The organism is Myroides sp. N17-2, assembly GCF_002286775.1.
Lineage (GTDB): Bacteria > Bacteroidota > Bacteroidia > Flavobacteriales > Flavobacteriaceae > Flavobacterium.
Genome location: NZ_NSGJ01000046.1, coordinates 1 through 16409, shown reverse-complemented (window position 1 = coordinate 16409; position 16409 = coordinate 1). Strand labels below are relative to the sequence as shown.

Genomic DNA, 16409 nt, shown 5'->3' with positions numbered 1-16409 from the left:
GGAAATACTATTGTTTGTTTTTATTAGATGTATAGAGAACTATGATAGTAAAAGCTAGATAGAGCATAGGTTGTTGATATTGAGGGTGGTGTATAAAAAAATAAGGATTGCCTTAAAAAGGCAATCCTTATTTTATCCAATTTTTAGCATCATTTACTATGTTTTGTATGTCTTGTAAGAACATTGAGGTGTGATATCCGTCTGCTATTGCGTGATTGACATAGACAGATAAGGGAATGAGTACCTTTTCGTGTTCTGTATAATATTTGCCAAAGCGAATAATCGGTTTGAGAAAATCAGAGTCATGTGAAGTATCTTGGCTAATGCTATCAAAGCTAATCCAAGGAACGCATGAGATAGGAGTAAAGTTAGCAGGTAGTCCTGCTTTTATCTTGATTCCCTTGACATCTTTGTATTTCTCTATATCGGTAATGATATTTTGATAGAATACTCTAAAGTCCTCACTGTAATCACTCCATAAGTCAGAGAATGTCTTGTCATCTTCATGAAATAATGTAAACTGAGGAGTTAAATAATTCCAAGTACCTAGTTGACCATTGTGAATACTAGTGCGCAGTTCTTCACTATTGTTTAACGCTTTCATTATTACATACAGAAATGTAGGAAAGAATTTATATCCTTGGTCCTTATAGATAGCAATGATATTTGTGATATCAATCTTTATGCTAACGGTATATTTTGTTTTTAGAGTATTTCGGTAATACTCATAATAAGGAGTACGAGGCCAAGTTTCTAAATCAATAGGAGTGAAGGTAGCAACAGTATTCATAGGTATCTATTTTACATAGAATGGCTCTGCTTGATTGTAAAAATAATCACTGAAGTTTCCATTCTTTTCTAATTTGATAATATCTATATATTCCTCTTTAGTTAAGTGTGGTTTACATAGTTCTGATATGGTGTCAGCTACTTCTTTAAAGTTCGTCAACTCTTTCTCGCTTTCAACAGCGAAGATATAATGAGGAGTTTTATCTAGTATTTCATTAAAAGTCCATCCTATGTAAGCTGATTTGATCAGGTCGTTTTTAGCGAATACCTCTTTTAATTCTTCTATTAAAGTAGTTGGCTCAGTTTCGGGTTTACCTATTTTTACATTCATCTGAGCTTTTAGCACAGGACTTGAGAGTGTATTAAAAATACTTCCATTAAGCATTTCTGAAATTTCATTAGCCACAAGTTCTTTGTAAACTTTAGAGAATGGATTAACGATAATAGTAGCGCCAAGAGTCATTTCTAAGAATGCATTACCTCTAACTTTCATATAATCCATTTCTTCATGTATAGCACTTGCATCATAGATTCTATCAGGATGAGTGAATACAGGAATACAGTTATTCTCAAAAGCGATGATAGGAGGTGCTATACCAGCATTATTATCCTCATAAAGATCTAGAGAACCTTTTTCGACTAAGACATAAATACTGTCTTTTAGGAAGCGATCATAAAATACAATTCTGTATTCAGGATTATCTCCTGCTAGTTCTATTATCTGAGCTAAAGGTAGGTTAGTATTTAGTTTAGAAGCTGTATTCTTATTGCGATTGTAATTCGACATTGTATTATCAATTTTTATTCAAAGATAGCCGATTTAATCTGATTGCACTGATAAGGGACGTTAAAAAGTATAGCCTATTTTACCAATCATAATGGGCTTTATATGTGGTGTTTTCTAGAGGAAGTAAGTAATAAAACATAAAAAAGGCAGTCGAGACTGCCTTTGCTTAATTGTATTCTATATGTTGTTACATACTTTGCTTGACTATTTAAAGTAAGAGAATGTTTCGTTATTCTCTATTTTAAGAAGTGTTTCATAGATAAGTTTGATTGTGTTCTCTACATCATCTCTATGTACCATCTCTACAGTAGTGTGCATGTATCTAAGCGGTAATGAGATTAGGGCAGAAGCTACTCCTCCGTTACTGTATGCGAATGCATCTGTATCAGTACCAGTCACACGTGACATCGCATTGCGTTGATATGGGATGTTATTATTGTCAGCAGTGTCTTCTATTAGCTCTCTAAGATTATTTTGAATAGCAGGAGCATAACCAATAACAGGTCCTCTACCAATCTTGTTATCACCTTCTATATTTTTATCCACCATAGGAGTATTAGAATCGTGACAGACATCAGTAACGATAGCTACGTTAGGTTTGATTGTTTGTGTGATCATTTCTGCACCACGTAGACCTACTTCTTCTTGTACCGCATTAACGATATAAAGACCGAAAGGAAGTGTTTTGTTGTTTTCTTTTAAGAGACGTGCTACTTGTGCAATCATAAATCCACCCATTCTGTTATCAATAGCACGACATACGAATCTATTGCCATTTAAGATAGTGAATGTATCAGGATAGGTGATTACGCATCCTACCTGTACACCTAGTGCTATTACCTCTGCTTTAGTATCACATCCTAGATCGATAAAGTTAGTCTCTATCTTAGGTGATTCTTCTTTACCAGCTCTGTTTCTAATGTGAATAGCAGGCCATCCGAATACTCCTTCTACGATTCCTTTTTTAGTGTGTATATGTACTCTTTTAGAAGGGGCAATCATATGGTCACTACCACCGTTGCGTACTACGTGAATAAAACCATCGTCTGTTATATACTTAACATACCAAGAAATCTCATCAGCATGTCCTTCGATAACCACTTTATATGGAGCATCAGGATTAATTATTCCCACTGCAGTACCATAAGTATCAGTGATAAAGGTGTCTACATATGGTTTTAAGTATTCCATCCACGTCTTTTGGTTGTTTGACTCAAATCCTGTAGGAGAAGCGTTGTTTAGATATGTCTCTAAAAATGCTAATGAATGGTCATCTAGTATTGTCTTTGTACTCATGATATTTTTTTTGCTAATTTACCAAATACATTATTATTACTCAACAAAAAGAGATAATTTTGGTAGACCAATTTTTAACATTATTCAGTAGAAGTGAACAGTTCTATTGGATCAATTTGTTGGAGGATTATTTATATTTTGATATAGATGTAAAGTTATGAAAAAGCTTTTGCTGTTTGGTTTTATTATGGTTAGTCAATTGCTTTTAGCACAAGAAGAAAAGCTAGTAGCAGTGCCAGATATACCACACGAAATTATAGTGAATGGGGATACTATACAAGAGTATACTATGCCTGAAATATTTATAGGTGTTGATATAAAAGATGAAAAATATCGTCGTGATATGATTATTCTTCGCAACAGATTACGCAGAGTATATCCGTATGCCAAAGCAACTGCTGAGAACTTAGTTATCCTAAATGCCAATTTAGAGAAAATGTCTAGTAATAGTGATAAACGCAAGTATATTAAACGTTCACAAAAGTACTTAGAAGAACAATTCACAGAGAAACTTAAAAAGCTATCTCGTAATGATGGTAAGATATTGATCAAATTAATCGATAGACAGACAGGACAAACGGTTTATAAACTTATCAAAGAGTTTAAGAGTGGGTGGAAGGCGTTTTGGTCTAATACAGCAGCGAGAACATTTAGTCTTGACTTAAAATCAGAATACCATCCGGAACTATACCTTGATGATTTTTATATCGAAGTACAACTTCAATATCTGTTCTATAGTTTTGAATTAGAAAATAGGCCAGCTCATAAACCGATTAATCTGAATGAACTGCGTAAACAGTGGTCTAAAAAGATCAGTACTGATGAGTTTTTCCCTTCAGAGTTAAGAGAATAGTTTCTGTATTCTAAAAAATAAACTACCTTTGCGATAATAAGACACCTATGGAACAATTTATCGTATCTGCTCGTAAATACAGACCACAAACCTTTAGAGATGTAGTAGGACAAGAAGCTATTACAAGTACTTTAGTTAATGCTATTGAGAGTAATCACTTAGCACAAGCTTTATTATTTACAGGACCTAGAGGAGTAGGGAAGACTACTTGTGCACGTATTTTAGCTAGAAAGATAAACCAAGAAGGGTATGATGATCCGAATGAGGACTTCGCATTTAATGTGTTTGAACTTGATGCTGCGTCTAATAACTCAGTGGATGATATCAGAAGTCTTATTGATCAAGTGCGTATCCCTCCACAGACAGGGAAGTATAAAGTATATATTATCGATGAGGTGCATATGCTATCTTCAGCTGCTTTTAATGCATTCCTAAAGACATTAGAAGAGCCACCACGTCATGCTATCTTTATATTAGCAACTACTGAAAAACACAAGATTATACCAACGATCTTATCGAGATGTCAGATCTTTGACTTTAAACGTATCACGATAGCTGATGCAGCTAATCACTTAGCGCTAGTAGCTAGAAGTCAAGGGATAAACTATGAAGATGATGCGCTGCGTATTATTGCTCAGAAAGCAGATGGAGCTATGCGTGATGCCTTATCTATTTTTGATAGAGTGGTATCATATTGCGGACGTAATCTAACAAGACAGGCTGTTGCAGAGAATCTGAATGTATTAGACTTCGAGTACTATATTCGCATTACAGACTTTATCTTGCAGAATAATATACCTGCCTTATTGATAGCTTATAATGATATTCTATCTAAAGGATTTGATGGTCATCACTTCGTTTCAGGATTAGCTTCTCATTTTAGAGATTTGATGGTATGTAAAACACCTGAGACAATAGGCTTATTAGAGATCGGAGATCACGGAAAACAATTGTTTGAGGTACAATCTCAACGTACTTCTATGCCTTTCCTATTACAAGCCATAGAGATAGCGAATGACAGTGATTTAAAATATAAGTCTAGTCAGAATCAGCGATTATTAGTGGAATTATGTCTTATGCAGTTAGCGTCTTTATCTTATGAAGGCGAAAAAAAAAAGATAAACAATTTATAATACCTGCTTCTGCGCTTAGAGCGTTGTTACAAAATGTTATGCCTAACCAGGTAGAATCATTAAACCGACTTGCTAATAGTAGTAATCATACTATTGATCAGGTAGGTAGTAATGAGCTAATTGATATAAACATTGTTAGTAGCGATAATATAGGTTCACCTATTAATCCAGATAATGCTTTTAATGGGCAAGTAAATACGTTTGAGACTCAAGGTGTGCCGCAAAATCAGCCTATCGAGGTAAATCCAATAGGTAATATTCAAGAAGCTAGTCAAAATAGCAATACGCTTGGTAATGTAGAAAGCCAACAACCTAAACGTACTTCTGCACTATCATTAACAAGTATTAGAAACAGGAAGGAATTAGCCTCTTCATTAGAAAAGAATGTAGTTAATCCGGATGATTTGCCTAAAGAGTCTTTTACTTATAACCAATTAATGGAGGAGTGGAATTTCTATACAGATCGTTTGTTGAGAAGTGGATTGCCTTTAATGGCGTCTTTAATGGGAATGGCTAGACCAGAGCTTAAAGCTTCAAAAATAGAACTAGAATTACCTAATGCAGGTTCTAAATTAAGTTTTGAAGAGAATAAATATGATCTAGTTAACTACCTTAGAAAAAAATTACAGAACTTTGACATTGAATTAAACATCATTGTTAATGAAGAGATTAAGCTCGTGAAAAAGGTGCTTGATTCAAAAGATAAATATCAACATTTTGTTGATCTTAACCCAGAAGTAAATGCGTTAAGAGATATGTTTGACTTAGAGATAAGGTAAAAAATAAAGTTGGTGTACAATAATTAAGATATAGAAGATTATGATAAAAATAGGAGATGATAATAAATTAAAGGTTGGCCGTTTTGCTAGCTTTGGTATTTATTTGACAGATGGTGAGCAGGAAGTTCTTTTACCTACTAAATACGAAATAAGTGATTATAAAGTAGGGGACGAACTATTAGTATTCGTTTACTTGGATCAAGAAGAAAGACCAGTAGCGACTACTTTAGAACCAAAGATATATGTAAATGAGTTTGCTTTACTAAAGGTTAATTATATAAATGACTTTGGTGCCTTTATGGATATAGGACTAGAGAAAGATTTATTCGTTCCTTTTAGAGAGCAAGCTAGACCAATGAAAGAAGGGAATAGATACCTTATCTATATGTATCTAGATGATCAAACTAATCGTTTAGTAGGGTCTAGTAAATTAAAGCAGTTCGTTGATAATAAAGATATCACTGTTACTGAAGGAGAAGAGGTAGAGTTAATGGTATCTCATATCACTGACCTTGGAATTAATGTTATCATTAATGAGAAACATGCCGGATTAATGTATAAGAATGAGGTATTTGAAGAACTACATACAGGAGACCGTGTTTTAGGATATATCAAATCTATTCGTCCTGATGGTAAAATAGATGTTAGTAGAACTAAAATGGGATATGGTGGAGTAGTAGAAGGAGCTTCTACTATTATTAGAGAGTTAGAGCATAACAAAGGTTTTTTAGGTTTAAACGATAGCAGTCATCCAGAAGATATCAAAACTGTCTTGAATATGAGTAAAAAAACATTCAAGAAAGCTGTTGGTGCGCTTTATAAAGAGAAGAAGATAGAAATCAAAGAAGACGGTATCTATCTAGTAAGACAATAATACTAGTCTTGTAAAAATTATTAAAGGAGTTGGATATATTATTCAGCTCCTTTTTTTGGGCTTCACTCAGTTTTTGCCTTGCTTCACCCATTTTTTTAGATTGTTAAATTCCCAAAGTATAAGTTTGCAGGACTTTTATTAATATGAAAGAATTGTTTTAAAAGTCCCCACAGAGCGTCTATTTATTTAAAATAGGCGCTACTTTTTTAAATTATTTCATGCATCAGAAGAAGATGAATTAACAAGGTTAATTAGATAATATAAGTATGAATGAACCTTGTGGTACTTAACAACTACTGATATATAGGTTTAAGGATGCAAAGTGAACTAGGAAAGGTTTATAGAGAGGTAGTGCGTATTATTTAATGCTTTTTTTTGATAAATAATACAACATATTTTATTTGTTGCGTGTTTTGCTTACTAAGGAAAAATGCACCTTCACCCAATTTTTAGTTGGGTTATACCTTATACGCTTACTTTTGTGTCCCAATTAGATAGTTTTTTTTCTTATGAAAAAAGATTATATTAGTTACTGATAATAAACACAACTATCACTTAATTTTAATTGGGGTTAAAATGAAGAAATTACGCTATTATTTTTTGGTATTAAATTACCTAAATCAAAACCATTATCCATCTCGGGAAAAGCTTCTTGAGTATTTAGCAAGTTATGACATTGATATAAGTGAACGTACTTTATATCGCGCACTTAGTGACTTGTCTACAGAGTTTGGAGTGGAAGTTTCGTTAGACAATGCTAAAAAGGGGTACTACATAGCTCCTAAGTATTTAACGATCGCAAATAAAGTCCTTTTACAATTGAAAGACTTGGTTACAACAGATATATTAAATGCCAGTAATGGAGCTAAATCTGCTGTATCACCTTTTATCGATGCAGAGTCTAAAAAAGGTGTCTTGCCTATAGATACAATTAGAATGATCTATAAGGCAATGACTAAAAGTCAAAAGATATCATTTACTTATGCTAACCAACTTGGGGGGGCAGAACAAAGAGTAAAGATTTCACCTATTCTATTTAAACAATTTCAAGATACTTGGTATGTTGTAGCTATTGAGGAGGATGCTTATCAAACTTACTTCTTAGATACAATTACGGAAGTAAAGATCGAGAGCGAAAAGTTTAAAGCTTGTTCTGAATCTGCTAGAGATAGGTTTAGTGAAATCATCGGTCTTAATTTTACAGGAAACGAATTACACGAAGTAGTCTTGTCTTTTGATAAGAGTCAAAAAGGTTTGCTTCAAGCGTGCCCTCTTCACTCTTCACAAGCGATTAATGATGAACACGTAGATGGTAGATTTACCGTTACATTATTAGTAAAACCTAACTTTGAGTTGAAACAACAGATTATGAAGTTCGGTAAGCTAGTTAAGGTTATCTCTCCTGTTCAATTAAAAGAAGAAGTTATTAATGAATTGCGTTTTGCTTTACAGCAACACGAAGAAGAATATTTAAAAGTACATTAGTTTGGGGGAATTAATGTAAGAAGTTGTCCTGTATATGATAAGTTATTATTAAGTCAAAATATACAGATACAACGGTTAGTTTGTTTCTAAGGAAATAGCAGGCGGGGGCCTGCTATTTTCATTATTAGTACTATCTATAAAGAAAAAGACCGCTCACAAGGAACGGCCTAATTCAATCACTTTCTTACTAAAAGATTTAAAGTTAATATTTTAAATTAGGGTTTGCCTGTATTTCTTTCTGTGGAATTGGTAGTTGATAATATTCTGCAAAAGGACTTACCACCAACTCATCTGTATCTACTGCTAGATCTTGTTTATCTCTCTCTAGAGGTAGCCCTAGTCTCTTTAAATCAAAGTATCTATGCCCCTCAAATGATAATTCTAAGAAGCGCTCTTTTAGGATATCACTTAGGCTTACAGTATTAAACTTAGCCACATCCTTGATTCTATTTTCTCTCAATTTATTAATATCTGAAGTGGCACCTTGTATATTACCTAGTTTATGTGATGCTTCTGCACGGATTAGATACATCTCACTAATTCTAAATACCTTGTAGTCATTGATACGATCATTAAATGCACTACCGTCATATTTACTAATTACATCGTCATTTTCAACACCGAAGTAGTGTTCATATCTCATATCGTTGTCTGCGTCAAACTGATTTCTTAACTTTTTAGAAGCGTAGTATAAAGTCTTACCGCTGCTGAAGTCATACCAGAATATGTTCGGTCTGATGTTATCGTCGTTATTGCGTTTAAGCTTAAAGATTACTTCCGCATTAGAGGTGTCTTCCCAGATTCCTTCAAATTCGCTAGCCGACGCAAGTGGGTATTTGTTGATTAACTCAGTTGCATATTGAGCAGCCTTGTCATAATCCTTTCCATAAAGCGATACGCGTGCACCTAAGGCGATAATAGCATCGTGACTAAGGCGAATACTAGAGTCTGTCGTTAAATGCTCCTGTGCCTCGTTAATATCACTCCATAGCTGTTTATAGAAATCAATTAAGGTTTGTTTACCTGGTTTTTCGAATATATCAGATTTCGTCTTATATGGTATAGTGGAAGCATTCATCCCTAGATACTCTGACTGTCCGAAGATACGGTGTAGTTCAAAGTGTACTAATGCTCTTAGCCCGTGTAGTTCTCCTTTTAGTTCTGCTAACTTCTGACTATCTGCTTCTGAAGTAACAGGTACTCTGTGCATATTCTCTAGTAAGACATTCACTTTATACACACTGTGGTAATAGTCAATCCATATCTGTTGTAAGATATCGTCATCAGCGCTAAATGTCCATCTGTTGATATTTACAGCATAGGAATTAACTCCTGCATTACCCGGTGCTAGTTGACAGTCATCAGCCATAACAGACCCAATAAGTGTGTTATAGTCAATGTTTAGCTGTGTGTAAGCTCCTAATACACCATACTCAAATTGTTTGACTGAACTGTAAATGTAGTCATCACTTACGGCATCTTTTGGATCTATATCTAGCATACTATCACAACTCTGAACGCTCGTCGCTCCTGTGATAAGTAATACCGCAATACTGATTTTATATAAGATTGTTTTCATTTGTTGTCGTTTTTAAAAGATTACTTTTATTCCAGCTGTTATCGTACGTGGTAGAGGATATTCATATTGGTACCAGTTGTTATCATCTTCAGGATCTTGCCCTTTGAAGTTGGTCCACGTCAATAAGTTTTGTCCTTGAGCGAAGATGTTTACCTCTTTAACCACCTTGTTCCACTTGCCGAAATCTTTAAACTTGTAGTTGATGTTTAAGTTTCTAAGTTTTAAGTAATCTGCTTTTTGCAACTCTCTATCTGTCATATAACGTGGGTACTTAGCACTTGGGTTATCACTTACATCACCTGGGTTTTGCCACATATCTAACATACTTGTTGATTGGTTATAGATACGGTAAGTCTGATCTGCTGACGTTCTGTAAAACTCTCCTGTATTCAGACGATACATTCCTTTAATGAATGAGAACAATGCGCTTACTTCTAGGTTTTTATATTTAAAGTTAGTGGTGAAACCTCCTTTTATAGCAGGGTCAAAACCTCCTTTTACTAATACCGCATTGTCTGGATCGTATGTACCAGTGATATTTCCTTCTTTGTCATAGTACAGTGGAGCACCAGTCTGCTGATCTACACCTGCCCATTTGACCATATAGAAGTGACCTACTTGCTTTCCTACTTGGTGGATAGAGTAGTCCTCTGTGATGATTTCGTCCTCGTCTCCTAAGCTTAAGATCTTGTTCTTATTGTAGGCGAAGTTCACACCTAAGTTAAAGGTGAAGTCTCCACTTCTAATCACATCTCCTGATATTTTAAACTCAATACCGCGGTTTCTGATTTTACCCATGTTATCAGCTATAGATTCAAAACCTGAAGTATTAGAAAGAGTTCTATCTAAGAATAAATCACTTGTAATACGATTATAGACATCAACCTCTCCAATCAATCTATTGTTAAAGAATCCGAACTCAACTCCTATGTCTAGGATCTTATTCATCTCCCAGTTATACTGACTATTACCAGGTGACAGTGGGTTAAAGGCTGTACCTCCGTTATACTGTCCAGGTCCGTAAAGACGGCGATATCCGAAGTCACTAGCGAATCCATTAGCATTACCGGTCAGACCATAACTAGCTCTAAGACGCGCCATAGAGATGACGTCTATATCTTGCATAAAGTCTTCTACTTTCATATTCCAACTACCACCGACAGCGTAGAAGTATTTATATCTATTGTTACGCGGTACACGAGATGAACCATCTCTTCTCAAACTAGTAGATAGCGTAAATCTGTTCTCATACGAATATCTCAATAATCCTACCTGTGACAACAAAAGATTCTCAGATGCTCGTCCCTCCACTTTAGGGATAAAGTCATTCTCAGGAGTACCTGGAGTGATACCACCTGCAGTATGATCAAGACCATCTATCAATCCATATCCTGTAAATCCGTGATAGTTATACTTCTGTCTGTTCATCTCCATCAATGCGATAGCCTCTAGTTCATTCGCTCCCCATCTGTATTTATAGTTGGCACCGAAGTTAGCCATCAGACCAATGTTCGTCTGATCCCCTTGGCTAAACATCCCTTGTCCGCCTTCTTCTACTAAATCACCGAAATAGGTGTCAGGCTTGATAATATGTGTATTACTCAGTTTAGTATAATCTACCCCAAGTGTACTTGTCAGTTTTAAGTCGTCTGTTATATCAAAAGAGAAGTTACCTGCTAATACTGCTTTTTGTTGTTTTTCTCTTCTGCTAACATCATCATACATAGATAAAGCATTCGTACCAAATCTATTTGCTCCAGGTGTTAGCTTTCCATTCTCGTCATAAGGATTCTCATATGGAAGAGCGAAATACATAGAGGCTACAGGATTAGTCTCACTTACATCGAAGTCAGACTCTGAAGTCTGGCTATTGATATTCGCTAAGTTGATAAAGAAATTAGAGCTTAATCTACCAGACTTATTGTGGATATTACTATTCACGTTGAACTTCTCAATACCTGAGTTATACAGCACCCCATCTTGTTTGAAGTAGTTCACAGAAGTATAGTGTTGTGTATCTGCATTACCACCTTGAAAGCTAAGGTTATGAGATTGGTTAATCCCACGTCTCATTAGTTTCTTTTTCCAGTCGATATTCGTTCTTCTAAGCTCTGCTAGACGCAAGTCTCCATCTGCATAGTCAGCCTCTGTCTTAGCTGTCTGTACACCATTGACTACTTTATAAGGGTTGTTTCTAGAATATGCCCATCCAGGTAAGTCTTGATCTTGAAGCATTTCTTCAAATTGTAGACGTTGGTTGGTATTCATCATATCCCATTTGCTGTTATTCGCTTCAGAATATCCGTATTGCGTTTGGTAAGTGATACGCATTCCATCATTATCACTAGGCCCTTTTTTAGAGGTAATCACGATTACTCCATTTGCTCCTCTAGATCCATACTGAGCAGTCGCAGCAGCATCTTTAAGCACAGTGATATCTTCGAAATCATCAGGATTAAGCGCTGAGAAGGTAGCAGGTGAAATAGGCATCCCATTTAATACATAAAGAGGATTAGTATTCTCATCCTGCATAGACCCGATACCACGGATAGTGACTCTACCAGGAGTACCTGGCTGTCCAGATGGAGAGGCTACATATAGTCCGGGTACTTGCCCTTGAAGGGCTTGATCCATTGAACTCACTTGTGATCTATTGATCGCTTGTGCCTCTATTTTACTAACGGCACCTGTAGTTTTAGAGCGAGACTGTTTAGTATATCCCGTTACTACTATACCTTCTAATATATTATCTTCTATATCTAAGTCTATAAATGAAGGGTATGCCCCCGCTTTTATAGTAATCTCTTTATCAAAGTAACCGATATATGATAAGCGAAGCTTTATTTCTTTTAAGTCGTTGTTTTCTAATTCGAACTTACCATCGTCTTGTGTAAGATCTACAGCATCGTTAGTGATGTTTTCGATCATAACACCTGGTAGAGGAAGAAGCGTTTCGGCATCTCTCACCACGATAGGAGCTTTCTTTTCTTGTGCGTAGCTGCTTAAGGTCGTAGCCATAAATAAGGCAAGTGACAACAGCGATCTTTTAGTGATATGCATAAATAAGTTATTGTTCTATTTAACAGTACAAACTTATTTCAAGGTAATTAGTATGGTCTTAGAAGGATATGAGTAGAAGATTAAAAGGAGATTAGAAAATTTTAATTAGGAATTAGGAATGGTTGCCTTCGGTACTAAGGAAATGAGAAGATAATATGTTTTAATTACTTAAAGTTGATAAAATTTGTAACTGATTAATATTAAGTGGTTTATTGTTGATAACGAACAGTTGTCATCTGACGTTTAATAGTTAAACAATCTTACGAAGTGATAAAATGAAGTAATCTATAAAACATAATTAACCTTACGAAGTCCTAACGGCCTAAGCTAGTGAGCGAGCGTCAACAAGGCGTAAATTCTGCAAAACAAAATTCTGTTTGACCGAAGGGAGTTAATTTTGTTTAAGAATTAAGCTGTAGTTGACCGCTTACTAGGTTGAGCCTTGATTTTTTTGTTTACTTTTTTCATCAAGGAAAAAAGTAAAAGAATAATACTGCGTAGCTAAAAACCTTAGAAAGTATAATAAACTCTACAACAAACAACATCACGACATCACAAAAAAAAAACAGCAAGTATAGATTACTATACTCGCTGTTAATCGAATTATAATTTAGATAATGATTGAGATGCTTGTTTTAAACGCTTTTAGGTATCTTAAGAACAACTGTCGTTCCTACAGCTAATTCAGAGTCTATGGTTAGTTGCCCTTTGTGCAACTGAACTATCTTTGACGCTAAGGACAGTCCTAAACCAGTCCCTTTAATACCAAAGGCATTACTAGAACGGTAAAAAGGAAGAAATAGTTTGTCTAGGTCTTCTTTTTTTATTCCGATACCTTGATCCTTGACGATAACGATGATATTATCCTTATCTGTATCTAGGATTAATTCTATAGGTTCGTTCTGTGAGAACTTACTTGCATTTAGTATTACATTAGACAAGGCAAGTTCTAATAGACCACCATTGCCATTAAAGAATAGCTTGTGTAGTTCTTCTTCAGTATTGATTGTTATCTCTAGGTTTAAGTCTTTCTGAGCGGCTATCAAGTGGTCTATCATCGTCCACCAGAACTCTTCGAAAGCGTGTTTATGTAATGGATAGACTGAGCTGTCTAACTGAGATAATGCTAGGAGATTATTAATCATCTGATCCATATGAGTAGCATCGTGTACTACCCCTTGAAGTACTGTAATGTATTCTTCTTCAGAGCGAGATTGTCTCAAAGCTATCTCTGCATTCCCCATTAGAGATGCTATGGGGGTTTTAAGCTCGTGTGAGGCGTGGGATACGAAAGCCTGTTGATTGTCAAAAGAATCTTGTAATCTTCTAAACAACTCATTAATGGTCTCACTTAGTGTGCGTATCTCATCTTTAGACATATCCTGCGTAGGGATAGGGTAAAGAGTAGAGATATTCTTCTTAGAGATGTGTTTATTAATACGGGTAATGGGTATCAAGAAATAACCAGCGAACAGGCGAGATAGAAAAAAAGTAATCAGTAATGCAATAACTAAGCTAGCGAGCATCACTGTTCTCAACTGCTGAAGTGCAGCAACTCCTTTCTCATTTGCGGCTTTAGCCATTACGATAAAGTCACCAGAATTATCTCTATAAAAGATTCCTACTACATAATCATCCCCCATCTTAGTATAGACTTTTTTCTTATCTACTACTTGTGCTAGAGTAGCTTTGTCCCACTTGAGATCACCCTCTTCTATAAAAGTTGGTTCGTAATTAATATCGTATATTCTTATTTCCTCTTGAGGTAGTGTACGCGGATATTTGCGCAAGACTTCATCAAACTCAGCTTTTGTAAAGTTGTCTTCAGCTAGATAATTATGCCCTACTGTGAAGGCTCTATCTTCTAGTTGTTTAAAGAACGTATTCTGCCAATGATTAGATACAACAAAGTACACAGCCACTAATACCCCTAATAAGAGGATCGTGAATAGCCCTGAGAATTGGAGAGAAAGTCTATTGCGTATTTTCATTATTCTGTTTTTTGGTGATGTTGTGAAACCGTTTTTTTGTAAAGATGTGATGACGTAAAGTCGTAATTTTGTTAATTAGGACACTATACTAAATTATTGGCTTTACTAGTGTAATACTCTTTTAACTGCTACATAAAACCGTAAACCATCAACTGTAAACTATTAACTACTCATCCTTTAGGATATACCCCATACCGATAACAGTATGAATTAATTGAGTGTCGTATTCCTTATCTATTTTTCGTCTCACATAGTTGACATAAACATCTATTAGATTAGTCCCTCTGTCAAAACCTATTCCCCATACAGCTTCAGCTATCTGCGTACGTGTTAATACTCTATTCTTATTGACTAAGAAATACTCTAATAGTGTGTATTCCTTCTGAGTAAGTACAATATCTTTATTCGCTCTAGAGACCGATTTTTTATAGGTATTCATCACTAGGTCAGCTGCCTTATATTCTAGGGTAGGCATCGACATCGTATTTCTACGTGTAAGCGCTTTAATACGCAGGAGTAATTCTTCGAAGTGAAATGGCTTCGTCAAGTAATCATCTGCCCCCATATTAAATCCCTTCACTTTATCATTTAAGGTAGATAATGCTGTCAGCATCAGGATAGGAATATCACCTTTGTATTTTTTGATCTGTTGACACAGCTCGAATCCGTTCATATAAGGTAATATAACATCTAATATGATGAGGTCAAACTCTTGTTCCATTGCTAACTGTAGCCCTATCATCCCGTCATAGGCAAAGGCTACTTGATGTTGACTTTCTTCTAGTCCTTTTCTAATAAAGTTAGATACACTTACTTCATCTTCTATTAAAAGTATGTTCATATAGCTGATTTTATAACAAAGCTAATGCATATATCGAGCCACTTTTAAGCATTAGAGAAATTTAATGTGCGGTTAGAATTCTCTTAGAGAGTTATATTGAGGTAGTTATGAGGTCAATTAAGTGTGCTTTTATACACCGTAAAGTAATTGTTTGTAATGATTTATATATTATTATATCTATCTGTTTAATCGCGATATAAGAATATTTAAAAGTTAACAAATTTGTTAAAATAGGACAAATCACAGGTTGTTAAAATTTTAACAAACAGTTGTTTTTTAGTGGTTTTAAGAGTGCTTTGAACCCAGTGATAGCATGGCTTGACAAGGGTTTGTTTGAGAGTTGTTCGGGGATTGTTCGGGACTTCTTCGGAAAACAGGGGGTATTTGCGAACAAGTCCCGAACAAACCACGAGTAATGCTGCATAAATGCTGGGATTTGGCCTCTTTTAGATTGTTAAAAACATCGTTAAAATTTTAAAAAATGATTTCAGAAAGCTGTGGTTTGTGCTTTCTTTTAAGAGGAATGTACTAGACTTTTAGTAGAATAATATTCTCAATACGAGCGTATTGAATGATGGTCTTTGTTATAGGCAAAGATACGAAAAAAAGGTAATGTTGGGAGAGGGTGTAGAGGAATCTGTGATCCTAGGTTACTTCTAATAAATATGAGTGAATTAGTTATGAGGTTTAAGTGTAATTTATTAAATTACAATGTTTTAAAGAGGTGTAAAGAATGCTGTGTTGTTAATTTAAAGATAGCTAGTATGTTAGGAATTGTTTTTGTTATGCTTTGGGGGAATTATGACTTTTCTACATTATAACCCATCAGTGTCCGATAAAAACTTTTATCGGAGCTTTTCATATCTATAATATGCTTTAAATCATCCTCTTAACTCGGATAACCGATCTTTACACCTGTAAATAGGTTATCCGAAGAAGGAT

General features: G+C 35.1%; 12 protein-coding genes. 5 read left to right on the top strand and 7 right to left on the bottom strand.

From position 1 onward, the window contains the following. Nucleotides 1–127: 127 nt before the first annotated feature. The 3 genes from CF599_RS16155 to CF599_RS16145 all read right to left on the bottom strand — a co-directional run bounded on the left by CF599_RS16155 (nucleotide 128) and on the right by CF599_RS16145 (nucleotide 2872). A complete protein-coding gene (locus CF599_RS16155; RefSeq protein WP_121967012.1) occupies nucleotides 128–790 on the bottom strand; it encodes a chloramphenicol acetyltransferase in 663 nt (220 codons plus the stop codon). A 6-nt stretch (nucleotides 791–796) separates the two neighbouring features. Further along, nucleotides 797–1576 (bottom strand): enhanced serine sensitivity protein SseB, encoded by a 780-nt coding sequence (locus CF599_RS16150; RefSeq protein ID WP_121967011.1) that lies wholly within the window; start codon nucleotides 1574–1576, stop codon nucleotides 797–799. A 204-nt stretch (nucleotides 1577–1780) separates the two neighbouring features. Further along, complete coding sequence (locus CF599_RS16145; protein ID WP_121967010.1) at nucleotides 1781–2872, bottom strand: M42 family metallopeptidase; 1092 nt, start codon at nucleotides 2870–2872, stop codon at nucleotides 1781–1783. A gap of 157 nt (nucleotides 2873–3029) precedes the next feature. On the opposite strand from CF599_RS16145, the gene CF599_RS16140 reads away from it, so the two are divergent. The 5 genes from CF599_RS16140 (at nucleotide 3030) to CF599_RS16120 (ending at nucleotide 7996) form a co-directional block, all read left to right on the top strand. Then, nucleotides 3030–3725, top strand: coding sequence for a DUF4294 domain-containing protein (locus CF599_RS16140; RefSeq protein WP_121967009.1), 696 nt, complete (start codon nucleotides 3030–3032; stop codon nucleotides 3723–3725). Between the two features lie 47 nt (nucleotides 3726–3772). Beyond that, on the top strand, nucleotides 3773–4858 hold the full coding sequence (gene dnaX / locus CF599_RS16135) for a DNA polymerase III subunit gamma/tau (protein ID WP_121967008.1): 1086 nt from the start codon (nucleotides 3773–3775) through the stop codon (nucleotides 4856–4858). A gap of 38 nt (nucleotides 4859–4896) precedes the next feature. Beyond that, entirely contained in the window at nucleotides 4897–5637 is a 741-nt protein-coding gene (locus CF599_RS19965; RefSeq protein ID WP_254050339.1) for a hypothetical protein, read from the top strand. Between the two features lie 40 nt (nucleotides 5638–5677). Continuing rightward, on the top strand, nucleotides 5678–6511 hold the full coding sequence (locus tag CF599_RS16125; RefSeq protein WP_121967007.1) for a S1 RNA-binding domain-containing protein: 834 nt from the start codon (nucleotides 5678–5680) through the stop codon (nucleotides 6509–6511). 576 nt (nucleotides 6512–7087) lie between these two features. Then, a complete protein-coding gene (locus CF599_RS16120) occupies nucleotides 7088–7996 on the top strand; it encodes a YafY family protein (protein ID WP_121967006.1) in 909 nt (302 codons plus the stop codon). A gap of 202 nt (nucleotides 7997–8198) precedes the next feature. Here CF599_RS16120 and CF599_RS16115 read toward each other — a convergent pair whose 3' ends face one another. From CF599_RS16115 to CF599_RS16100, 4 genes are all read right to left on the bottom strand, one after another. Continuing rightward, the gene (locus tag CF599_RS16115; protein WP_121967005.1) at nucleotides 8199–9575 is read right to left on the bottom strand and encodes a RagB/SusD family nutrient uptake outer membrane protein; all 1377 of its coding nucleotides are present in this window, start codon (nucleotides 9573–9575) and stop codon (nucleotides 8199–8201) included. A gap of 12 nt (nucleotides 9576–9587) precedes the next feature. Next, nucleotides 9588–12635, bottom strand: coding sequence for a SusC/RagA family TonB-linked outer membrane protein (locus CF599_RS16110; protein ID WP_121967004.1), 3048 nt, complete (start codon nucleotides 12633–12635; stop codon nucleotides 9588–9590). A 635-nt stretch (nucleotides 12636–13270) separates the two neighbouring features. Continuing rightward, nucleotides 13271–14626: a sensor histidine kinase KdpD gene (locus CF599_RS16105; protein WP_121967003.1), complete on the bottom strand. Its 1356-nt coding sequence runs from the start codon at nucleotides 14624–14626 to the stop codon at nucleotides 13271–13273. A gap of 166 nt (nucleotides 14627–14792) precedes the next feature. Beyond that, on the bottom strand, nucleotides 14793–15467 hold the full coding sequence (locus tag CF599_RS16100) for a response regulator transcription factor (RefSeq protein ID WP_121967002.1): 675 nt from the start codon (nucleotides 15465–15467) through the stop codon (nucleotides 14793–14795). Nucleotides 15468–16409: the final 942 nt, after the last annotated feature.